General features: G+C 67.4%; 21 protein-coding genes and 1 tRNA gene. 13 read left to right on the top strand and 9 right to left on the bottom strand.

All coding sequences use genetic code 11. The features are described 5' to 3' along the window. The first annotated feature begins 16 nt into the window (after positions 1-16). Positions 17-949 carry a copper resistance D family protein gene (locus tag WS49_RS11665; RefSeq protein ID WP_059528083.1) on the top strand — a complete coding sequence of 311 codons (933 nt, stop codon included), beginning with the start codon at positions 17-19 and terminating at the stop codon, positions 947-949. Positions 950-1,087: 138 nt separating this feature from the next. Here WS49_RS11665 and dgoD read toward each other — a convergent pair whose 3' ends face one another. Continuing rightward, positions 1,088-2,236, bottom strand: a complete 1,149-nt coding sequence (dgoD, locus tag WS49_RS11660) for a galactonate dehydratase (RefSeq protein WP_040144789.1) — start codon at positions 2,234-2,236, stop codon at positions 1,088-1,090. 119 nt (positions 2,237-2,355) lie between these two features. Between dgoD and WS49_RS11655 the strand changes: the two genes are divergently transcribed. Then, the gene (locus WS49_RS11655) at positions 2,356-3,075 is read left to right on the top strand and encodes a FadR/GntR family transcriptional regulator (protein WP_059528080.1); all 720 of its coding nucleotides are present in this window, start codon (positions 2,356-2,358) and stop codon (positions 3,073-3,075) included. Positions 3,076-3,096: 21 nt separating this feature from the next. Here WS49_RS11655 and WS49_RS11650 read toward each other — a convergent pair whose 3' ends face one another. Beyond that, positions 3,097-3,342 carry a DUF1272 domain-containing protein gene (locus WS49_RS11650; protein ID WP_059528077.1) on the bottom strand — a complete coding sequence of 82 codons (246 nt, stop codon included), beginning with the start codon at positions 3,340-3,342 and terminating at the stop codon, positions 3,097-3,099. Positions 3,343-3,497: 155 nt separating this feature from the next. Here WS49_RS11650 and WS49_RS11645 point away from each other — a divergent pair, with 155 nt between their 5' ends. Continuing rightward, a complete protein-coding gene (locus tag WS49_RS11645) occupies positions 3,498-3,845 on the top strand; it encodes a GFA family protein (protein WP_059528075.1) in 348 nt (115 codons plus the stop codon). A gap of 33 nt (positions 3,846-3,878) precedes the next feature. On the opposite strand, the gene WS49_RS11640 is transcribed toward WS49_RS11645, so the two are convergent. Then, positions 3,879-6,986: a biosynthetic peptidoglycan transglycosylase gene (locus tag WS49_RS11640; protein WP_059528072.1), complete on the bottom strand. Its 3,108-nt coding sequence runs from the start codon at positions 6,984-6,986 to the stop codon at positions 3,879-3,881. A 400-nt stretch (positions 6,987-7,386) separates the two neighbouring features. Between WS49_RS11640 and WS49_RS11635 the strand changes: the two genes are divergently transcribed. Both WS49_RS11635 and WS49_RS11625 read left to right on the top strand, forming a co-directional pair. Continuing rightward, positions 7,387-7,779 carry an MAPEG family protein gene (locus tag WS49_RS11635; RefSeq protein WP_059528067.1) on the top strand — a complete coding sequence of 131 codons (393 nt, stop codon included), beginning with the start codon at positions 7,387-7,389 and terminating at the stop codon, positions 7,777-7,779. Between the two features lie 320 nt (positions 7,780-8,099). Continuing rightward, positions 8,100-8,384 (top strand): PAAR domain-containing protein, encoded by a 285-nt coding sequence (locus tag WS49_RS11625; protein WP_011657840.1) that lies wholly within the window; start codon positions 8,100-8,102, stop codon positions 8,382-8,384. Between the two features lie 9 nt (positions 8,385-8,393). Here the strand turns inward: WS49_RS11625 and WS49_RS11620 are convergent, their stop codons facing one another. Together WS49_RS11620 and WS49_RS11615 are read right to left on the bottom strand one after the other, a co-directional pair. Further along, entirely contained in the window at positions 8,394-8,705 is a 312-nt protein-coding gene (locus tag WS49_RS11620) for a cupin (protein WP_059528060.1), read from the bottom strand. A 94-nt stretch (positions 8,706-8,799) separates the two neighbouring features. Beyond that, on the bottom strand, positions 8,800-9,483 hold the full coding sequence (locus tag WS49_RS11615) for a DJ-1/PfpI family protein (protein ID WP_059528057.1): 684 nt from the start codon (positions 9,481-9,483) through the stop codon (positions 8,800-8,802). A 116-nt stretch (positions 9,484-9,599) separates the two neighbouring features. On the opposite strand from WS49_RS11615, the gene WS49_RS11610 reads away from it, so the two are divergent. Both WS49_RS11610 and WS49_RS11605 read left to right on the top strand, forming a co-directional pair. After that, entirely contained in the window at positions 9,600-10,568 is a 969-nt protein-coding gene (locus tag WS49_RS11610; RefSeq protein WP_059528054.1) for a GlxA family transcriptional regulator, read from the top strand. A 203-nt stretch (positions 10,569-10,771) separates the two neighbouring features. Then, entirely contained in the window at positions 10,772-11,746 is a 975-nt protein-coding gene (locus tag WS49_RS11605; protein WP_059528051.1) for a LysR family transcriptional regulator, read from the top strand. A 107-nt stretch (positions 11,747-11,853) separates the two neighbouring features. Here WS49_RS11605 and WS49_RS11600 read toward each other — a convergent pair. The 4 genes from WS49_RS11600 to WS49_RS11585 all read right to left on the bottom strand — a co-directional run bounded on the left by WS49_RS11600 (position 11,854) and on the right by WS49_RS11585 (position 16,232). Then, positions 11,854-11,930 (bottom strand) — tRNA-Met (locus WS49_RS11600). 122 nt (positions 11,931-12,052) lie between these two features. Beyond that, positions 12,053-13,711, bottom strand: coding sequence for an MFS transporter (locus tag WS49_RS11595; RefSeq protein WP_059528048.1), 1,659 nt, complete (start codon positions 13,709-13,711; stop codon positions 12,053-12,055). Between the two features lie 221 nt (positions 13,712-13,932). Further along, positions 13,933-15,486, bottom strand: a complete 1,554-nt coding sequence (locus WS49_RS11590) for a sensor histidine kinase (protein WP_059528045.1) — start codon at positions 15,484-15,486, stop codon at positions 13,933-13,935. 17 nt (positions 15,487-15,503) lie between these two features. Continuing rightward, on the bottom strand, positions 15,504-16,232 hold the full coding sequence (locus WS49_RS11585; RefSeq protein ID WP_059528042.1) for a response regulator transcription factor: 729 nt from the start codon (positions 16,230-16,232) through the stop codon (positions 15,504-15,506). A 190-nt stretch (positions 16,233-16,422) separates the two neighbouring features. Here WS49_RS11585 and recA point away from each other — a divergent pair, with 190 nt between their 5' ends. From recA to WS49_RS11555, 6 genes are all read left to right on the top strand, one after another. Beyond that, positions 16,423-17,496, top strand: coding sequence for a recombinase RecA (gene recA, locus WS49_RS11580; protein WP_059465716.1), 1,074 nt, complete (start codon positions 16,423-16,425; stop codon positions 17,494-17,496). Continuing rightward, entirely contained in the window at positions 17,496-18,365 is an 870-nt protein-coding gene (gene recX, locus WS49_RS11575) for a recombination regulator RecX (protein WP_059528039.1), read from the top strand. Before recA ends, recX begins: the two co-directional genes overlap by 1 nt. A 146-nt stretch (positions 18,366-18,511) precedes the next feature. Then, positions 18,512-19,120 carry a DUF2889 domain-containing protein gene (locus WS49_RS11570; RefSeq protein WP_059528036.1) on the top strand — a complete coding sequence of 203 codons (609 nt, stop codon included), beginning with the start codon at positions 18,512-18,514 and terminating at the stop codon, positions 19,118-19,120. A 68-nt stretch (positions 19,121-19,188) separates the two neighbouring features. Further along, on the top strand, positions 19,189-20,355 hold the full coding sequence (gene sucC, locus WS49_RS11565; RefSeq protein WP_059528034.1) for an ADP-forming succinate--CoA ligase subunit beta: 1,167 nt from the start codon (positions 19,189-19,191) through the stop codon (positions 20,353-20,355). A 64-nt stretch (positions 20,356-20,419) separates the two neighbouring features. Further along, complete coding sequence (sucD, locus tag WS49_RS11560; RefSeq protein ID WP_010090788.1) at positions 20,420-21,301, top strand: succinate--CoA ligase subunit alpha; 882 nt, start codon at positions 20,420-20,422, stop codon at positions 21,299-21,301. A gap of 158 nt (positions 21,302-21,459) precedes the next feature. After that, a complete protein-coding gene (locus tag WS49_RS11555; protein WP_059528030.1) occupies positions 21,460-22,164 on the top strand; it encodes a TerC family protein in 705 nt (234 codons plus the stop codon). Positions 22,165-22,208 lie beyond the last annotated feature (44 nt).

Genomic DNA, 22,208 nt, shown 5'->3' with positions numbered 1-22,208 from the left:
CGGGAGGGCGCGCGCGATGAGGATCGACAGCTTGTGGATCGGACAGGTCGCGCTGGCGGCATTGATGGACGCGACGTTCGCGATGGCCGTCGGCTCGGCGCTGCTCAAGGCGTGGCTCGGCAAGGACGGCGCGCGACCGGTCGTTGCGCCGTCGCATCCCGCATGGCTGCGCGCGCAACATTCGCTGGTCGCGGCGGCGCTGGCGCTCGTGCTCGCCGATCTCGGCTGGCTGGTGTATGAAGCGGCGTCGATGAGCGGCGCGGGGCTCGGCGGCGCATTCGCCGCGATTCCCGTCATGCTCGCGCAGACGCACACGGGCTTCGCATGGAGCGTCGCGTTCGCCGGCGCCGTCGTGCTCGCGATCGTCGCGCTGGCAAAGCCGGAAGGCCCGGTCGCGCATGCGGTGCTGTGGCTCGCGGTGATCGTGGTCGCGGCCGGCAAGGCGTCGCTCGGCCATGCGGCCGACACCGGCCCGCTGTCCGCGGCGGTCGGCGTGCAGACGCTGCACCTGCTTGCCACCGCGGTGTGGGGCGGCCTCGTGCTCGCGGGCGGGCTCGCGGTGCTGCCGGTGCTCGGCTCGTCGGTCGCGCGCGGCGCGCTGATCCGGATCGGCCAGCAGCTGTCGCGTACGTCGACGATCGCGGTCGTGTTCGTGCTCGGCACGGGCGTGCTCAATGCGCTGCGCGGGCTCGGCGGCTCGCTCGCGCCGCTCGACGGCACCACGTGGGGGCGCGTGCTGCTGCTCAAGCTGCTGCTCGTCGCGCTCGCGCTCGTGCTCGGCGGGTTGAACCGCTTCTCGGCGCTGCCGCGCCTGCGCCGGACCGCGTCGACCGAAGACGCGCACACGTTCCGCAACATCCTGCATCTCGAGGCGCTGACGATGATCGGCGTGTTCGTCGCGGCCGCCGTGCTGTCGTTCAGCGTGCCGGGGTTCGCGGCGCTCGGCTGACGGCCGGGCCGGCGCGGTGCCGGGCCGGGTGCCCGCGCGTCGCGTGCTGCAGATGCAAAACGGCCGCCTGTCGGGCGGCCGTCTCGAAGCCGTTGCGCGGCATGCACGCCGCGCAACGCACCTCATCTCACTTCCTCATCACCACTCGGCGACGCTGCCGTCCGCGTGACGCCACACCGGGTTGCGCCAGCGATGCCCCGTCTTCGCCATCTCGCGCACTTTCTCCTCGTTGACGTCGATGCCGAGCCCCGGGCCCTGCGGGATCGCGACGAAGCCGTCTTCGTAGCGGAATACTTCGGGATTGCGCAGGTAGTCGAGCAGGTCGTTGCCCTGGTTGTAGTGAATGCCGAGGCTCTGTTCCTGGATGAACGCGTTGTAGCTCACCGCATCGAGCTGCAGGCACGCGGCCAGCGCGATCGGGCCGAGCGGGCAGTGCAGCGCGAGCGCGACGTCGTAGCTTTCCGCGAGCGTCGCGATCTTGCGGCACTCGGTGATGCCGCCCGCGTGCGACGCATCGGGCTGGATGATGTCGACGTAACCGCCCGCGAGGATGTGCTTGAAGTCCCAGCGCGAGTAGAGCCGCTCGCCGAGCGCGATCGGCGTGTTGGTCTGGTTGACGATGTCGCGCAGCGCCTCGGCGTTCTCCGACAGCACCGGCTCCTCGATGAACATCAGCTTGTACGGATCGAGCTCCTTCGCGAGCACTTTCGCCATCGGCTTGTGCACGCGGCCGTGGAAGTCGACGCCGATCCCGACGTGCGGGCCGACCGCGTCGCGCACCGCCGCGACGTTCGCGATCACCTGCTCGACCTTGTCGTAGGTGTCGACGATCTGCAGCTCCTCGGAGCCGTTCATCTTCACGGCCTTGAAGCCGCGCTCGACCACCGCGCGCGCATTGTTCGCGACGTCGCTCGGCCGGTCGCCGCCGATCCACGAATACACCTTGATGCGGTCGCGCACCTGGCCGCCGAGCAGCGCGTGCACGGGCACGCCGTGATGCTTGCCCTTGATGTCCCACAACGCCTGGTCGACACCCGCGATCGCGCTCATCGTGATCGGGCCGCCGCGGTAGAAGCCGGCGCGATACATCACCTGCCAGTGATCCTCGATCAGCAGCGGATCCTTGCCGACCAGATAATCGGCGAGTTCGTGCACGGCGGCTTCGACCGTGTGCGCGCGGCCCTCGACGACCGGTTCGCCCCAGCCGACGATCCCTTCGTCGGTTTCGATCTTGAGGAACAGCCAGCGCGGCGGGACGACGAAGGTTTCGAGGCGGGTGATTTTCATGTCGCGAGTCTCCAGGGGTGACCGGCGCGGACATGCCGATACGGCGCCGGTCGAATGCGTGACGGTTATCCTAGCGTAGCCCGATAAAAAATAGTATTAATAGCACTATTGTGCAGATAGTGGGCAGCCGCAGCGTTGCCCGTCACCGGAGAACGATCATTCAACGCGACCTGCATGGACAGACGGCCTTCCGGCTGGCGACGGCGATCCTGCGCGGCGACTATCCGCCCGAATCGCTGCTGCCGCGGGAGCCGGACCTGATGGAGATGTTCGGCGTGAGCCGCACGGTGCTGCGCGAGGCGCTGCGCACGCTGACGTCGAAGGGGCTGGTCGAATCGCGACCGAAGGTCGGCACGCGCGTGCGGCCGCGCCGCGCATGGAATCTGCTCGACGCCGACCTGCTCGACTGGTACGCGCGTGTCGCGCCGCCGCTCGGGTTCGCGCTGAAGCTGCAGGAGATGCGCGAGATGATCGAGCCGCATGCGGCCGCGCTGGCCGCGCGCGCGCACGGGCCGGGCGCCTTCGACGCGATCGAGGACGCGGTGCGCGCGATGGCCGCCGCGCGCAACGTGGACGAATGGGTGCGCGCGGACCTGCGCTTTCACCTGAGCGTGCTGGAAGCCGGCGGCAACGAGCTGCTGGTGCCGCTCGGCGCGCTGATCGATCGCACGCTCGAGGCGCAGTTGCATCTGAACGCGCGCCGGGCGCATGTGTTCAACGCGTCGCTCGCCGAGCACGCGGCCGTCAGCGACGCGATTCGCGTGCGCGACGAGGACGGCGCGCGCCGCGCGATGGCGTCGCTGCTCGCGGTGACGCGCGCGCGGATCGAGTTGTCCTGACGGGAAGGGCGGTGCGGGCCGTCAGTGGTTCGCGCAGCCGCCCGGCTTCAGCACGCGTTGCGTCGACGCCGGATATTTCGCGAGCAGGCTCGCCGGACGGCGCGGCCGCACCACCAGGTCGCCGCCGCAGTTCGGGCAGCGGCCCTTCAGCACGTCGTCCGCGCAGGTCGCGCAGAACGTGCATTCGAAGGTGCAGATGCGTGCGTCCGGCGAATCGGGCGGCAGGTCCTTGTCGCAGCATTCGCAGCCGGGGCGCAGTTCGAGCATGGCGGTTTTCCTCGTGGTCGGAGTGAGTCGGGGCGAGCGTCGCCGCACATTGCGCGCGACGCGGGTGCGCGCTACTGTACTCGCATGAACCGGCCCGGCCAACGGTGTCCCGCCGGGATGCCGTCGTCGCGCACGGGCCGCCCCGGGAGACGCCCATGCTTTATCGTGGAAGCTGTCACTGCGGCGACGTGAAGTTCGAGGCGGAAGGCGACCTGCAGGGCGTGCTGGCCTGCAACTGCTCGATCTGCCGGCGCAAGGGCGCGCTGATGTGGTTCGTGCCGCGCGATCACATGAAGCTCCTCACGCCCGACGAACATCTCGCGACCTATACGTTCAACAAGCACGTGATCCGCCATCGCTTCTGCAAGCGCTGCGGGATTCATGCGTTCGGCGAGGGCACCCATCCGGACGGCACCGCGATGGCCGCGATCAACGTGCGATGCCTCGAGGATGTCGATATCGACGCGCTGCCGGTCATGCACTACGACGGCCGCTCGCACTGAGCGGCGCGTCTCGCGCGAGCGCGCGCGCCGCCGTCAGGACGGCTCGACCGGCGCGGCCTGCGGCGCCGGCGTTTCCGCCTGCGGCGCCGGGCCCGCCGTGCGCGTGCCGGCCGTGACGGGACGCTCGATCAGCGGCGCGAGCGCCGGCGCCATCGACTTCAGCAGCTGGACGGCCATCGCGCTCGTGAAGTCGTAGCGTGCCGCGTACGGCTCGTGCGCGGTCGCCGTCAGCACGCCGAAGAAGCGGTCGCCGAGCACGAACACGAACGTGCCGCTGCGATTGACCTTGCGCGACTCGATCAGCCGCGCGCCGCGCGCGTAGACGTTGAAGCGCTGGTCGCCCGTCCCGGTCTTGCCGTACACCTGGAGCGTCTTGCCGTCGGGCAGCGTGAAGCCGCCCGCGAGACGCCGCGCGGTACCGTTCAGCACGACGTCGCGCAGCAGCGTGCGCACCACGTCGACGATCTCCGGCGACAGCATCGGCTGCGGCTGCGCGGCCGCGCGCACGAAGCGCGTTTCGTACGGCGTGCCCTTCGCGAAGTCGAGGCGCGTGATCGTCTCGGTCGGCGCCTTCTGGCCGCCGTTCGCGATCAGGCCGATCAGTTTCGCGAGCGCGTCGGGCTGGTCGCCCGATGCGCCGATCGCGGCCGCGTATGACGGCGTGACTTCCGCGAACGGGTAGCCGAGCGCACGCCACGCTTTCGTGATCTCCCCGTACGCGCGCAACTCGACCATGTGGCGAATGCGCCGGTCCTGGGTCGCGTGGTAGCGCGTCTTGTACAGCCACGAGTACGTGTAGAAGCGCGCATCGCGGCTGTCGCGCTGAACGTCGCCGAGCGGCGCGTTCGGGTGGGCGCGCAGATAGTTGAGCGTCCACAGCGCGAGCGGGTGGACGCTCGCGATGTAGCCGCGATCGTTGAGGTTGAACCGGTCGATCGCGTACTTCGCGTAGAGCGCGGCGAGATCGTCGTCCGACAGCGTCGCGGCCGGCGTGCCCTTCAGCTGCGCGCGCATCCGCGCGCTGAACCACGCGAGCGATTCGTTCGGCGCGACGCTGCGCAGCACCGTCGCGATCTTCGGCGGCGACTTGCGCACGTCCTGCAGCATCAGCGCGAGCGCGTCGTCGGGCGCCTTGCCCGCATAGCGCGTGTAGTAGCGCTTCACGTAGACCTTGCTTTCGCCGTCGACGAACTGCTCGAGGTAATGCTTGCGCTGCTCCGGATCGCCGAGCCACGACGACGACGGGCCGGCCGCCTGCAGCATCTCGTAATGGACGATGTCGCGCATCAGCCGCACGAACACGAGGTTGACCGAGTGCTCGAACGCCGCATGCAGCGTCAGGATGCGGCCGTTGTCGGACTTCTCGAAGTTCGAGAATACCTGCGCGCCCCCGCCCGTGTAGAACACGTCGGGGCTCGCCGAATACTTGCGTTCGACCGCCGCGTCGAGCATCGCCTGCAGCGAGCGATCGCGCGTATGCGACAGGTAATCGAGCGCCCAGCGCGACAGTCCGTCGATCGGGTCGGGCTTCACCTTCGCGAGTTGCGCGTTCGACAGGCTGCCGTAGCGCGCGTGCAGGTCGGAGACGATCTGCAGGTAGGTGATCAGCGTGCGCAGCTTCGCGGTCGAGCCGAGGTTGATGCGGCCGCCGCGGTTCACGTCGAACGGCTGGTTCACGCTGTCGGTCTGCACGCGCAGCATGTTCGCGCCGTTGCGGTGCTCGTACAGCGTGAAGCTGTACGTGAGGTGCGACGGGTCGTCCTTCGGCGCGAGCATCTCGAAGCCGTACAGGCCGGCGGCCTGCGCGCCGTCGCGGGTCGACGCCCGCGCGAGCCGTTCGGCGACCGCCTGCTGCACGCCGTTGTCGAGCGTGCTGGTGGCTTCGAGGTCGAGCTGGTCGAGCTGGTACAGGTCGCTGATCCCGAGTGCCGACAGCAGCGACGCGCGCGCGGACGACACGGCCTTGCGCGACACGAACGACTGCACGTGCGCGGCGGCCGGCGGCGCGCTGCGCTCGATCTGCGCGGCGAGCGCCGCATCGCGCAGCGCGGGCGAGATCACGCCGCCGTTCGACAGCAGCCGCAGGTAGCTGTCGGTCAGCTTCTGCAGCGCCGGATAGCCGCGATTCAGGAAGTACGACGGCGCGCGCTGCGCGATGATCAGCGACAGCACCTCGCGGAACGTCTTGCCCTGTTCGTCGACGTTGTCGCCGGTCGTCGGCGCGGACAGGATCCGGTTGACGTCGTTGAAGTCGCGGCCGTACCACGCGGCGAGACCGTCGCCGATGCCGGTGATTTCACCCACGTGCGGCCGCGCGGCGAGCGGCACCGAGTTCAGGTAGCGCACCAGGATCGCGCGCCGCGCGAGCATCGTCTGCGGGCCGTTCAGGTACGCGAGGACCGACGCGGACGCGATCTGCCGCAGCTTCTCCGGCGGCGTCGCGGTGCGGCCGTCGGGCGAATGGCGGAACTTCTCGATCTGCGTCGCGAGCGTGCTGCCGCCGGGACGCGCCTGATGATGGTTGACGACGTGCATCGCCTGGTCGGCGAGCGCGCGGCTGAAGCGTCCCCAGTCGATCGCCGGATTGCGGTTCGGCTGGTTCGCGTCGAGCAGGTAGCGATCCTCGATGAACAGCAGCGAATCCGCGATCACGCGCGGCACCGTGTCGAAGTCGGCGTAGACGCGCTGCGGGAACACGGTCGCGAACAGCGGGGCGCCGGTCGAGTCGAACAGCATCAGCCCGGCCTGGTCTTTCTCTTCGTAAGGCAGGAACAGGCCGTGATCGGCGAGCGACAGCATTCGTTGCGAATCGCGCGCCTGCTTGCCGACGACGAAGCCGCGCGCGAGCAGATGCTGCTGGAACGCGGGAATCATCGCGTAGCCGAGGCGCTGGTCGTACGGCCCGTTGGCGGGGAAGCGGATGTGGTCGCTTGCGCCGGCCTCGACGGTATAGCCGACGTCACGCGTGAGCTCGGACAGGTAGTGCGCCTGCAGGCGCGATGTCGCGATCTCGGTCATCACGAGTCGCGCGACGATCGCGATCGCGATCACCAGCGCGGCCAGCAAGGACCACTTGATCCACGTCCAGACCGAGGCACTACCGGTCACGCGCGGCAGGATGCGATTCAGCGGCCGATTCATGGCGGCGTCTCCCTGAAGGCGCAGGCTCCGGCCGCACCTCATTAAGGATTAGTGTAGTCCTCCGCAGCGGGCTGCCAAGGGCGGTTCACTACCGAGATGCGTCGACGCAACGCACATACCTGTGACGTGCGGCAACGGGCGGTGCGATGCGGTGGCGCGTGTCGCCGTGGCGTAACGTTTGCGCGCACCGCCTGGCCGCCGGGAACGACGGCGCATGGCGGCGCCGGCGGCTCACGCACCGGTCTTGTGCATCGCCGTATCGACCGCAAATCGGGTCCGATCCTGTCCGAATCCATTGCCGGTGTGTGAAGACGCTACGGGTTTCCGCGATAGCCGGGTGCACCGGCCGCAGGTAGGATCGCCCGATGTGCAGCGCATGTCCGCATTCATCGGGGGTGCCATGTCGATCCATCCCGTCGCGCTCGTTTGCACGACGATCCTGGGGTTGCTGCTGTTCGGGCTCGGCCTGATCGTGTCCGTTGCGCGCTTCCGGCGCACCACCGGTTCCGGATGTGCGTCCGATCCGACCGACGGGTTGCACAAGATCGTGCGCGCGCACGGCAACACGGCCGAATACGCGCCGTTTCTCGCGGTGCTGTTTCTCTATTTCGGCGCACACGACCCGTCGCGCGCGATCGTCTCGCTGATCGTCGCGGCAACCGCGTGCCGCTGTCTGCTCGTGATCGGACTGCTTGCGTGGCCGACGATGGACAGGCCGAATCCCCTGCGTTTCATCGGCGCGCTCGGCACGTATCTGTGCGGCGCCGCGCTTTGCGTCGCGCTGTTCGTCTGAGCACGTCGCCATCGCCATCGCCATCGCCGCTTCGCGGGATCGTGCCGGCGCACGGCTTCGACGAAGCAATGAATCAGCCAGTCGCACGCGATCGTGATCATCCGCTCGCGTATCGAGTCGACCTCCATGAAGTGCTTCGGCGTGCATGACACGGTGTCGGCGTACGACGACACCGTGAACGCCGCACTGAACGACGTGCATTCGACGATCGGCCGCGCGGTGATATCCTCGCGAAACGCCCGCGACCGACGGGCGGATACCGACTGCCCGCGCGTGGCCCGATGCCGCGCTGCGCGGCGTTTCCGAGGGAGAGCCGAAGCATGAGCCGCAAATTCATCCTGAAGGGCGACACGACCGACCATGGCGGTGTCGTGCTCGACGGAATCGCCAATTCGTCGTTCGACGGCCGCGAACTCGCCTATCTCGGCGCGCCGGTGTTCTGCGCCGCGTGCAAGACCCAGGGCGTGATCGTGTCCGACGGCGGCGAGCGGACGATGACCGTGATGGGCAAGGTCGTCGCGCTCGAACACGACCTGTGCCAGTGCCTGTGCACGCCGCAGCCGAAGCTGATCCCGTCGCAGGGGACGGGCACCATCTCGGGCTGACGCCCGCCGTCAGTCGCTGCCTTCGGTCTCGATCACGAGGATGCGCGCTTCGCCGAGCGGGTGCGCGACGTGTTCGGTGCCGATCGTCGCGTGGAAGACGTCTCCCGTCTCGAGCACCGTCGCGTGTTCGACACCTGCTGCGCGGTAGCGCATCTCGACACGGCCGTCGAGCACCGCGAAAACCTCCTCGCCGTCATTCACATGCCAACGGTATGGCCGATCGGTCCAGTGCAGGCGGACCGTGATGCCGTTCAGGTTCGCGATGTCCAGCGCCCCCCACGGGCGTTGCGCGGTGAATGCGGTGCTGCGGATGATGTTCATCGATAGGTCCGGTCCGTCAATGCGAATGCTGCGGAGTCGGGCAGGCTGCTTGGCCGTGCGGCCCGCCCGCCCTTCGGTTTTCGTGTGCTTGTCTTCAGCGGGACATTGCGCGCAACGCCGCGTCGATCGTCTGCCTGCGCTTCTCCAGCCCTGCCGCCGAGCGCTCGGTCACGCGCTTCAGCACCGACGCCGGCGCCGTATCCGGCGAGCCCGCATCGAACGGCGGCGCGGGCGCGTATTCGAGCGCCAGCTGGATCGACTGCGCCTCTTCGTCGCCGACGAGTTCGGCGGCGATCGTCAACGCGAAGTCGATGCCGGCCGTCACGCCGCCGCCGGTGATCAGGTTGCCGTCGCGCACCACGCGCTCGCGCACGGGCACCGCCCCGAGCGGCGCGAGCAGCGAATGAAATGCCCAGTGCGTCGTCGCGCGGCGGCCGCGCAGCAGGCCGGCCACGCCGAGCAGCAGCGCGCCCGTGCAGACCGACGTCACGTAGCGCGCGGCGGCCGCGCGCTGCTGCACGAACGCGATCGTTTCGGCATCGAGCAGCAGGTCGTTGATGCCGATCCCGCCGGGCACGCAGATCACGTCGAGCGGCGGGCAATCGTCGAACGTGCAGGTCGGCGCGAGCGCGAGGCCGCTGCTTGACGCGACGGTGTCGCGCGATTTCCAGACCAGATGGACGGTCGCGTCGGGCAACGACGCGAGCACGTCGTGCGGGCCGGTGAGATCGAGTTGCTGGACGCCGGGAAACACGAGAAGGCCGATATGCAGGGTCATGCGAACGCTCCGAAGGGAAGGGGATGCGCCACGGCCGGCGCACGATGGACAGATCGATTCTAGGCGCGTAGTGTTTGGCGAAATTGCCATATCACCCACGTTTTCAGCCAATCGCCATGCCTGCCGCTCCGCGCTCGATCATCGTCCTCGCGTTCCCCCGTGCGCAGTTGCTCGACGTGACCGGACCGCTGCAGGTGTTCGCATCCGTCAACGAACTCGCGCAGGAGCGCGGGCAGCCCGTGCCGTATGCGCCGCGTGTCGTCGCCGCGGAGGCGGGGCCGATCGAGACGTCCTCCGGCCTCGTGGTGATGGCCGATTCGCTGCGCTCGGCCGGGCGGCCCGATACGGTGATCGTGGCCGGCGGCAAGGGCGTGCACGCCGCTTCGCGGGATGCGCGGACGGTGCGCTGGGTCCGGCAGCAGGCGCAGCGCGCGCGACGTGTCGCATCGGTCTGCACCGGCGCGTTCCTGCTCGCCGAGGCCGGCCTGCTCGACGGGCGGCGCGCGGTCACGCACTGGGCGCGCTGCGACGAATTCGCGGCGCGCTATCCGAACGTGCGCGTCGAGCCCGATCCGATCTTCATCCGCGAAGGGGCGTTGTGGACGTCGGCCGGCGTGACGGCCGGCATCGATCTCGCGCTCGCGCTGGTCGAGGAGGATCTCGGGCGGGCGATCGCGCTTGACGCCGCGCGCGAGCTCGTCGTGTTCCTGAAGCGGCCGGGCGGGCAGGCGCAGTTCAGCGCGATGTTGTCGATGCAACGTACCGACGACCGCTTCGGCGAACTCCATGCATGGATCGCCGAGCACCTGACGGCCGACCTGTCGGTGCCGGCGCTTGCCGAGCGCGTCAGCATGAGCGAGCGCAGCTTCGTGCGTCACTACCGCGCGGGCACCGGCCGCACGCCCGCGCGCGCGGTCGAGCAGATTCGCGTCGAGGCCGCGCAGCGTCTGCTCGGCGAAACCGCGTGGCCCGTCAAGCGGATCGCCACGCGGTGCGGTTTCGGCTCGGAGGAGACGCTGCGGCGAAGTTTCGTGCGCGTGCTCGGCGTGTCGCCGCAGGGCTATCGCGAGCGGTTCGTGCGGTAACGTGCCGGTGAGCGGTGAGCGGTGAGCGCGCCGCGCATGGCGACCGGGGATGGAGCCGTCGCGTCTGGAACTGCGCGAATCCGGATCACTTTCCAGTCCGAAACGCTGCGACTATTCAGAAGTGGCAAACAATAGGCGGGGGCTTGTGCCGCGCGGGTTGCGCGCTCTATTCTGTTCCGTTGGCGATTCGAAGGGGGCGCAGCATGGACCGCATTCAGGCAATGGAAGTTTTCACCCGCGTGGTCGACGCGAACAGCTTCACGCGCGCGGCCGACACGCTCGCGATGCCGCGCGCGTCGGTGACGACCATCATCCAGAATCTCGAGGCGCTGCTCGGCGTGCGTCTGATGCACCGGACGACGCGGCGGCTGTCGCTGACACCGGAGGGCGCCGCGTATTACGAGCATTGCATGAAGATCATCTCGGAGATCGCGGAAGCCGACGCGAGTTTCCAGACCGGCAACCGCAAGCCGAGCGGCGTGCTGCGCGTCCACATGCCGAGTTCGCTCGGGCGGCGCGTCGTGTTGCCGGCGCTGTCGATCTTCCGGCAGCGCTATCCGGACATGACGCTCGACCTCGGCTTGTCGGATCGTTACGTGGATCCGGTCGAGGAAGGCATCGACTGCATGATCCGGGTCGGGCCGCTCGAGGATTCGTCGATGGTCGCGCGGCGGATCGGGATGCTCAAGCGCGTGACCTGCGCATCGCCCGACTATCTCGCGCGCCACGGCGAGCCGCAGGAGATCGCCGACCTGGCCGACCATCACGCGGTGAATTTCCGTGCGAGCCACGGCGCACGGGCGATTCCGTGGGTGTTCATGATCGAGGGCAAGCCGGTCGAGGTGCGGATGAACGGCAGTGTCACCGTCAACGATTCGGATGCGTACGTGACATGCGGGCTCGAAGGGTTCGGGATGATCCAGCCGACGCTGTTCATGGTGCTGCCGCACCTGCGCGACGGCTCGCTGGTCGAGGTGCTGCCCGACTGCAATCCGAAGCCCAAGCCGATCTCGATCGTGTATCCGCACAACCGGCATCTGTCGCAGAAGGTGCGCGTGTTCGCGGACTGGATCGCGGAGCTGTTCGAGTCGACGCCGGCGCTGGAGGGTGGGGAGAACTGGCGGGGGAAGGTGCGGGCGGAGGTGCCCGACGTGCAGCGCGGGGCGGTGGTGGCATGACGCGCGGGACGCACGCCTGACGGACAGGCGGTGCGCGAATCCGCGCCCGCCCGGATGAAACAATGAAAAAAGCCGCTGATCCTTTCGGAGCAGCGGCTTTTCGCATTTGGTGGCGAATCAGGGACTCGAACCCCGGACCTGCGGATTATGATTCCGTCGCTCTAACCGACTGAGCTAATTCGCCGAAGACTTGAATTATGTAGATGTGCCGCCGGGCTGTCAACACCTTTTTTCACTTTCCTGAAAAAAGGTGTCGGCGGCGGGCGCCGGCACGGGTTGCGGGCGGGGTGCCGCCCGCGCCCGACCTCAATCCTGCGCGTAGATGTTCGAGTTCTTCGTGTCCTTGACGAACAGCAGACCGATCACGAACGTGACCAGCGCGATCACGATCGGATACCAGAGCCCCGAATAGATGTCGCCCTTCGCCGCGACGATCGCGAACGCGGTCGCCGGCAGGAAGCCGCCGAACCAGCCGTTGCCGATGTGATACGGCAGTGACATCGACGTGTAGCGGATGCGCGTCGGGAACATCTCGACCAGCATCGCCGCGATCGGGCCGTAGACCATCGTCACGTAGATCACGAGGATCGTCAGGATCACGATCGTCATCGGCCAGTTGAGCTGCGACGGGTCGGCCTTCGCCGGGTAGCCGGCCGCCTTCAGCGTCGACGCGAGCGTCTTGTCGAACGCCGCGCCCTGCGCCTTCGCATCGGCCGCCTTGCCGTCATACGCGGGGATCACCGCATCGCCGACCTTGATCTGCGCGGTCGCGCCAGCCGGCGCCGCGACGTTCTCGTAGTTCAGGCCGGCCTTCGCGAGCGCACTCTTCACGATGTCGCACGAGCTCGTGAACTTAGACGTGCCCACCGGGTTGAACTGGAACGAGCAGGTGGCCGGATCGGCGAGGACCGTGATCGGCGCCTTCTGCGTCGCGAGTTCGAGCTGCGGGTTCGCGTAGTGCGTGAGCGCCTTGAACAGCGGGAAGTAGGTCAGCGCCGCGATCAGGCAGCCCGCGAGGATGATCGGCTTGCGGCCGATCTTGTCCGACAGCGACCCGAAGAACAGGAAGAACGGCGTGCCGATCAGGAGCGCGATCGCGATCAGGATGTTCGCGCTGGCACCGTCGACCTTCAGCGTCTGCGTGAGGAAGAACAGGGCGTAGAACTGGCCCGTGTACCACACGACGGCCTGGCCGGCGGTCAGGCCGACGAGCGCGAGGATCACGATCTTCAGGTTCTTCCACTGGCCGAACGCTTCGGTCAGCGGCGCCTTCGACGTCTTGCCTTCCGCCTTGATGCGCAGGAACACCGGCGATTCGTTCAGCTGCAACCGGATCCACACCGACACCGCGAGCAGCAGGATCGACGCAACGAACGGCACGCGCCAGCCCCAGTTGCCGAACGCTTCCTCGCCGATGAACGTGCGCACGCCGAGGATCACGAGCAGCGACAGGAACAGGCCGAGCGTCGCGGTGGTCTGGATCCATGCCGTATAGAAGCCGCGACGGTTCGCCGGCGCATGCTCGGCGACGTAGGTCGCCGCACCGCCGTACTCGCCGCCGAGCGCGAGGCCCTGCAGCAGCCGCATCGCGATGAAGATCACCGGCGCCGCGATGCCGATCGATGCGTAGCCGGGCAGGAAGCCGACCACGAAGGTCGAGATGCCCATGATCACGATCGTCACGAGGAACGTGTGCTTGCGGCCGACGAGGTCGCCGAGCCGGCCGAACACGATCGCGCCGAACGGACGCACGGCGAAGCCCGCCGCGAAGCCGAGCAGCGTGAAGATGAATGCGGCGGTCGGATTGACCCCGGAGAAGAAGCTCTTGCTGATGTAGGCCGCGAGTGATCCGGCCAGATAAAAGTCGTACCACTCGAACACGGTGCCGAGCGACGACGCGAAGATCACCTTCTTCTCTTCGCCCGTCATCGGCGAGTGCGAAATTTGCTCGCCTAACGTTGCCATGAATCGTCTCCAAGTCCCTTGATATAGATATGCGGCCACCTTGGGTGGGCGGGCCTGTCGACGATTATTGGCACGGAAACTTACGGCGCACTGACTCGCGGGCACAAAACGACTGCGCGTTAACCCGCGCCGAATCGGTCGTTTCGCGCTCCGATCCTGTCGCAATCGGGGTTAAAGCGCCGGTTTCGATGCGATCGCGGCGCGGTACGGACCCGCGCGTATCAGGATTGATCCGGCGCGGTGTCCGACAGCGGCAGGCTGATGCGCACGAGCGTGCCCGCGAGGCGCGGCGCGCTTTGGTATACGTGATCGTCGAGCGTGAGCGTGCCGCCGTGCTGGGCGGCGATCTCGCGCACGATCGCGAGCCCGAGGCCGCTGCCGTCGCCTTCGCGGCCGAGGATCCGGTAGAAGCGTTCGACCACGCGGTCGCGTTCCGCGGCCGGGATGCCGGGCCCGGTGTCCTCGACTTCGAGATGCACGCGCCGCGCCGCACGCTCGGCCCGCACGCGCACGGTGATGCGGCCGCCTTCGGGCGTGTAGCGGATGGCGTTGTCGACCAGGTTGCCGAGCATCTCGCGCAGCATCACGGGATTGCCGTCGACCTCGAGCGGCGCGTCGTCCTCCGGGCCTTCGTAGCCGAGGTCCATGCGCTTCGCGAGCGCGGCCTGCACCCAGTCGCGCACCGTGCGGCGTGCAAGCGCGGCGATCTCGACCGGCTCGAACGTCAGCCCGCTCGCGCGGTTCTCGGCGCGCGCGAGCGCGAGCAGTTGCGTGACGAGCCGCGCGGCCTGCTCGGAGCTCGTCGCGATCTGTTCGAGCGAACGCTGCACGTCGGGCGGCACGGGGTGGCGCAGCGCGAACTCGGCCTGCGTGCGCAGCCCCGCGAGCGGCGTCTTCATCTGGTGCGCGGCGTCGGCGATGAAGCGCTTCTGCAGCGCCATGTTCTGTTCGAGGCGCGCGAGCAGGTCGTTGAACGACGTGACCAGCGGCTCGATCTCGGGCGGCGCGCGCTGCGCCTCGACGGGCGACAGGTCGTCCGGACGCCGTGCGCGGATGTGCGCCTGCAACGCGTTGAGCGGCGCGAGCCCGCGCGACAGCCCGAACCAGACGAGCAGGATCGCGAGCGGCAGGATCACGAACTGCGGCAGGATCACGCCCTTGATGATGTCGTTCGCGAGCGCGTTGCGCTTGTCGAGCGTCTCGCCGACCTGCACGAGCACGGGCTGCGTGTTGTTCGACTCGGGCAGCGCGACGGTCGTATACGCGACGCGCACGTCGTTGCCGCGCAGCAGGTCGTCGCGGAACACGACGACGCCCGGCGGCGGGCGGTCCTCGTCGCGCGGCAGCGGCATGTCGGCCTCGCCCGCGACCAGTTCGCCGCGCGTGCCGAGCACCTGGAAGTACACGCTGTCGACGTTGTCCGCGCGCAGGAAGTCGCGCGTCTGCTGCGGCAGCGTCAGCTCGGCGACGCCGTTGACCGGATGGATCTGCCGCGCGAGCACGTACGCGTTGGTCTCGAGCGCGCGGTCGAACGGGCCGTTCGCGATCGTCTTCGCGACGAGATAGGTGACGGCGATGCTCATCGGCCACAGCAGCAGGAGCGGCGCGAGCATCCAGTCGAGGATTTCGCCGAACAGCGAGCGCGGCCGCGCGGCCTCGGGCGTGTCGGTTTCGTCGGGCGGCGCGAACGGGTTCTCATAGCGCGCGTCGCGCGCGGCGTCGGCGGCGGACGGTTGATCGCCGGTCGGATGGCGGGAATGGGCCGGCGTGGCCATCGCGGCGACGGCCGGGTTCAGCGCAGCGGCGTGCCGGCCGCCGCGGACTGGGGCGCGGGCGAGTCGGCCGGCGCCGCGGGCGCGACTTTCTCGAGGCAGTAGCCGAGGCCGCGCACGGTGGAAATCCGCACGCCGCTCGGCTCGATCTTCTTGCGCAGCCGGTGGACGTACACTTCGATCGCGTTGTTGCTGACTTCCTCGCCCCATTCGCACAGATGGTCGACGAGCTGCTCCTTCGACACGAGCCGGCCGATGCGCTGCAGCAGCACTTCGAGCAGTCCGAGCTCGCGCGCGGACAGATCGAGCACGCGGTCGTTCGCATATGCGATACGGCCGACCTGGTCGAACGCGAGCGAGCCGTGGCGCACGACGGTCGGGCCGCCGCCCGCGCCGCGCCGGGTCAGCGCGCGCACGCGCGCCTCGAGCTCGTTGAGCGCGAACGGCTTGGCCATGTAGTCGTCCGCGCCGAGGTCGAGCCCCTTCACGCGCTCGTCGACGCTGTCGGCGGCGGTCAGGATCAGCACGGGGAGATTGGAATTGCGCGCGCGCAGGCGCTTCAGCACGTCGAGCCCGGACATCTTGGGCAACCCGAGATCGAGGATCAGCAGGTCGAAGGACTGCATCGACAGCGCGGTATCGGCCTCGACGCCGCTCTTCACGTGGTCGACGGCATAGCCCGATTGGCGGAGTGACCGGGTGAGGCCGTCCGCGAGTATGCTGTCGTCTTCGGCGATGAGAATTCGCATGTTGCTGACCGATGGCCGGCGGGGCGTTCGCGCCGGCGCGGCTGTCTCCGAAGTTATCCGTGTACAACGCAGCCTGCATTGCGGGCTTGCATAAAACACTGTTTTTTTATACAGTGTCTGCATTCGTGGGCAGCGCTTGAAAGCGGGCGCGCCTCTGACAGACGCTGCTCATCATAGCAAAGGACGATTCATGGAAGATAGCAAGAAGGGCTCCGGGATGACCGCCGAGAAGAGCAAGGCGCTGGCGGCCGCACTCGCGCAGATCGAGAAGCAGTTCGGCAAGGGATCGATCATGCGGATGGGCGACGGCGAAGCGGCCGAAGACATCCAGGTCGTCTCCACGGGCTCGCTGGGTCTCGATATCGCGCTCGGCGTCGGCGGCCTGCCGCGCGGCCGGGTGGTCGAGATCTACGGTCCGGAATCGTCCGGTAAAACCACGCTCACGCTGCAGGTCATCGCCGAACTGCAGAAGCTGGGCGGCACGGCAGCCTTCATCGACGCCGAGCACGCGCTCGACGTTCAATATGCGGCGAAGCTCGGCGTGAACGTGCCGGAGCTGCTGATCTCGCAGCCGGACACCGGCGAGCAGGCGCTCGAAATCACCGACGCGCTGGTGCGCTCGGGTTCGATCGACATGATCGTCATCGACTCGGTCGCGGCGCTCGTGCCGAAGGCCGAAATCGAAGGCGAAATGGGCGATTCGCTGCCGGGCCTGCAGGCTCGCCTGATGTCGCAGGCACTGCGCAAGCTGACGGGCACGATCAAGCGCACGAACTGCCTCGTGATCTTCATCAACCAGATCCGGATGAAGATCGGCGTGATGTTCGGCAACCCGGAAACCACGACGGGCGGCAACGCGCTCAAGTTCTACTCGTCGGTGCGTCTGGATATCCGCCGCATCGGTTCGATCAAGAAGAACGACGAGGTGATCGGCAATGAAACCCGCGTGAAGGTCGTCAAGAACAAGGTGTCGCCGCCGTTCCGCGAAGCGATCTTCGACATCCTGTACGGCGAGGGCATTTCGCGTCAGGGCGAGATCATCGATCTCGGCGTGCAGGCGAAGATCGTCGACAAGGCAGGCGCCTGGTACAGCTACAACGGCGAGAAGATCGGCCAGGGCAAGGACAACGCGCGTGAATTCCTGCGCGAGAATCCGGAAATCGCGCGCGAGATCGAAAACCGCATTCGCGAATCGCTCGGCGTTGCCGCCATGCCGGATGGTGCAGGGCTCGACGAAGCCGAGGCGATGGACGAAGAAGAGTGATGGTCGGGCGCCGAGGTCAGGCTGGCGAACCGGAACCGAGCGACGCGCCCGACACGGCGGGTCGCTCCGGCCGGCAAGCCGAATCCTCGGGGGCCAACCGGCGGAGCGCGGGCAGTCGTGCCGCGACCCGCACCGCGACGAGGGCATCCGAGGATGCCCTCGTTTCGTTTGAGATGACCGCGCCGGTCGATCCGTTCGACGACGACGAATCGTTCGACGCGCACGACCGGTCGCGCCGTCGCGTGTCCGGTGTCAGCTTTCCGGGCGAGCGCGCGGCCGATGCGTCTGCGTCGGTCAAGGAAGATGTGTATACGCGCAGTAGCCAGCATCCGCGTCGCACGCGCCGTGCGTCCGGCGGTTCCGGCGGCACTGCTTCAGACGACGCATCCGGTGCCGCCGAGCGCAAGTCGTCGAAACCGCCGCGTTCGCTGAAGGGCCGCGCGCTCGGCTATTTGTCCCGGCGCGAGTACAGCCGCGCCGAACTCGCGCGCAAGCTCGCACCGTACGTCGGTGAGGACGAATCCGTCGAGCCGGTGCTCGATGCACTGGAAAAGGAAGGCTGGCTGTCCGACGCACGCTTTGCCGAGAGCCTCGTGCATCGCCGCGCATCGCGCGTCGGCGTCGCGCGCATCGTCAGCGAACTGAAGCGTCATGCGGTCGGTGACAGTCTCGTCGAGGAAGTGAATGCGCAATTGCGCGAGACCGAGTGGGCACGCGCGCAGGCCGTCTGGCGCAAGAAATTCGGTGCACTGCCGCAAACGCCCGCCGAGCGCGCGAAGCAGGCGCGCTTCCTTGCAGCGCGCGGCTTCTCGAGCTCGACCATCGTGAAGTTGCTGAAGGTCGGCGACGATTTCCCGATCGACGACTGACCGGTTCGGTCGCGCGCGCTGCGCGCGATTTTGCTGCAACGCAACCGTTTCCGGACAGGCGGGAATACCCGCCGTCGCGGCCGGATGCCTCAAATACCCAATATGCTAAAATCCACGGGTTTTCCTCTTCGGCCTCAACCTCCAGCATGCCGCTATCCGAGCCCGTGCCCCGTCAGTTGCGACATCGACGCGCAATCCGAGCGGAAGCCTACGAGCGCGGCGACGGCTTGTGGGACATCGAAGCCTGCCTGACCGACCACAAGCCGCGCGATGTCGCGCTTGCGTCGGGCATCCGGCCCCAAGGCCTGCCGATCCACGAACTCTGGCTGCGCGTGACTATCGATCGTGACCTCAATGTCGTCGACGCCGAAGCGTCTTCGGAGTGGGTTCCCTATCCCGGTCACTGTCAATCCGCCCCTCCCGCCTACCGGGCCCTCATCGGGCTCAATCTCTTCCGCAATTTCCGCCGCAACGCGAACCGGCTGCTCGCCGGCGTCGCAGGCTGTTCCCATCTCACCGAACTGTGCGCCGTGCTGCCGACGGCAGCGATCCAGGCGTTCGCCGGTGACGTATGGAACGTGCGCGAGGAGGGAGGCGAAGGACCGGACCATGACGGCGAGCACGCCGAACCGCCTTTCCAGCTCGGCCGCTGCCGGGCGTTGCGGTTCGACGGCGAGGTCGTGCGGCAGTACTACCCGCGCTGGTATGGCACGAACCGGCCGGACTTGCCCGGTGAGGGCAGCACGAAGGAATGAACGGAAATCATTCGAAGAAGCGTCTTAAGCGACATTTCATCCAACTCTCAGACTGAAGGGAATCACGCATGAAGATTCACGAGTACCAGGGTAAGGAAATCCTGCGGAAATTCGGAGTCGCGGTACCGCGCGGCAAGCCGGCGTTCTCGGTTGAAGAGGCCGTCAAGGTGGCAGAAGAGCTGGGCGGCCCGGTGTGGGTCGTGAAGGCTCAGATTCACGCGGGTGGCCGTGGCAAGGGCGGCGGCGTGAAGGTGGCGAAGTCGATCGAGCAGGTTCGCGAATACGCGAACCAGATCCTCGGCATGCAGCTCGTCACGCACCAGACCGGTCCGGAAGGCCAGAAGGTCAACCGCCTGATGATCGAAGAAGGCGCCGACATCAAGCAGGAACTGTACGTCAGCCTCGTCGTTGATCGCGTGTCGCAAAAGATCGTTCTGATGGGTTCGAGCGAAGGCGGCATGGACATCGAAGAAGTCGCCGAAAAGCACCCGGAACTGATCCACAAGGTCATCGTCGAGCCGTCGACGGGCCTGCTGGACGCGCAGGCCGACGACCTCGCCGCGAAGATCGGCGTGCCGGCTGCTTCGATCCCGCAAGCGCGCGCGATCCTGCAAGGCCTGTACAAGGCATTCTGGGAAACCGACGCGTCGCTGGCTGAAATCAACCCGCTGAACGTCTCCGGCGACGGCAAGGTCATCGCACTCGACGCGAAGTTCAACTTCGACTCGAACGCGCTGTTCCGCCACCCGGAAATCGTCGCGTACCGCGACCTGGACGAAGAAGATCCGGCCGAAATCGAAGCGTCGAAGTTCGACCTCGCGTACATCTCGCTCGACGGCAACATCGGCTGTCTCGTGAACGGCGCAGGCCTCGCGATGGCGACGATGGACACGATCAAGCTGTTCGGCGGCGAGCCGGCGAACTTCCTGGACGTCGGCGGTGGCGCGACGACCGAGAAGGTCACCGAAGCGTTCAAGCTGATGCTGAAGAACCCGGACCTGAAGGCGATCCTCGTGAACATCTTCGGCGGCATCATGCGCTGCGACGTGATCGCGGAAGGCGTGATCGCCGGTTCGAAGGCCGTGAACCTGAACGTGCCGCTCGTCGTGCGCATGAAGGGCACGAACGAGGACCTCGGCAAGAAGATGCTGGCCGATTCGGGCCTGCCGATCATCTCGGCGGACAGCATGGAAGAGGCTGCGCAGAAGGTCGTCGCGGCTGCCGAAGGCAAGTAACGCTATCGAATACGCATGGCGGCGCGGCAGATACGCGACGCCAATCGAACAGAGGTCAAAATACATGTCGATTCTGATCAACAAGGACACGAAGGTCATCACGCAGGGCATTACCGGCAAGACCGGTCAGTTCCATACGCGCGCCTGCCGTGAATACGCAAACGGCCGCGAAGCATTCGTCGCGGGCGTGAACCCGAAGAAGGCCGGCGAAGACTTCGAAGGCATTCCGATCTACGCGAGCGTCAAGGAAGCGAAGGCAGAAACCGGCGCGACCGTGTCGGTCATCTACGTTCCGCCGGCAGGCGCAGCCGCTGCGATCTGGGAAGCGGTCGAAGCCGACCTGGATCTCGCGATCTGCATCACGGAAGGCATCCCCGTGCGCGACATGATCGAAGTGAAGGACCGCATGCGTCGCGAAGGCCGCAAGACGCTGCTGCTCGGGCCGAACTGCCCGGGCACGATCACGCCGGACGAACTGAAGATCGGCATCATGCCGGGCCACATCCACCGCAAGGGCCGCATCGGCGTCGTGTCGCGTTCTGGCACGCTGACGTATGAAGCCGTTGCTCAGCTGACGGCACTGGGCCTCGGCCAGTCGTCGGCAGTTGGTATCGGCGGCGACCCGATCAACGGTCTGAAGCACATCGACGTGATGAAGATGTTCAACGACGATCCGGATACGGATGCGGTCGTGATGATCGGCGAAATCGGCGGTCCGGACGAAGCCAATGCCGCTCAGTGGATCAAGGACAACATGAAGAAGCCGGTCGTCGGCTTCATCGCTGGCGTCACGGCGCCTCCGGGCAAGCGCATGGGCCACGCCGGCGCGCTGATCTCGGGCGGTGCGGATACGGCCGAAGCGAAGCTGGAAATCATGGAAGCGTGCGGCATCACCGTCACGCGCAACCCGTCGGAGATGGGCCGTCTGCTGAAGAAGGCGCTGTAATTTCCGCGTGGTTCGTCCTGCAAAAAACGCCGGCCTCGCCGGCGTTTTTTGTTATGCTCGCGCAATGAATTTGTAAGCCCCGGGCATGCGCGATGCATGTCCCGGCACTCACCCGGCGCGCCTGTCCGACAGCCGTTGCCCCGCACCCGATACCGCTCATGCTTGAATTCCTGACGTCGCTCCACTGGGGCGCGGTGTTTCAGATCGTCATCATCGACATCCTCCTCGGCGGCGACAACGCGGTCGTGATCGCGCTCGCGTGCCGCAACCTGCCGGCCAACCAGCGGTTGCGCGGCGTCGTGTGGGGCACGGCCGGCGCGATCCTGCTGCGCGTCGCGCTGATCGCGTTCGCGGTCGTGCTGCTCGACGTGCCGTTCCTGAAGTTCGGCGGCGGCCTGCTGCTGTTGTGGATCGGCGTCAAGCTGATGGCGCCCGACGCCGACGCGCACGACAACGTGAAGCCGGCCGACCGGCTGTGGGACGCGGTGAAGACGATCGTGATCGCCGACGCCGTGATGAGCCTCGACAACGTGATCGCGATCGCCGGCGCGGCCGAGCAGGCCGATCCGTCGCACCGTCTGGCGCTGGTGATCTTCGGGCTCGTCGTCAGCGTGCCGATCATCGTGTGGGGCAGCACGCTGGTGCTGAAGCTGCTCGACCGGTTTCCGATCGTCGTGGCGCTCGGTGCCGGGCTGCTGGGCTGGATCGCCGGCGGGCTGATGGTGCACGACCCGGTCGGCGACCGCTGGCCGGTGCTCGATACGCCGGCGGCGATCTACGGCGCGAGCATCGCGGGCGCGCTGTTCGTCGTCGCCGCCGGTTACACGCTCCGGCGCCGCCGCAGCGCCTCGCACGCGCATTGACGTTGGCCGTCCGGCCGACTGCCGGGGCCGCGGCCCGCTGGCTA

It is taken from the genome of Burkholderia sp. RF7-non_BP4, assembly GCF_001521935.1.
Classification (GTDB): domain Bacteria; phylum Pseudomonadota; class Gammaproteobacteria; order Burkholderiales; family Burkholderiaceae; genus Burkholderia; species Burkholderia diffusa.
This window is presented reverse-complemented; position numbering and strand designations above follow the sequence as displayed.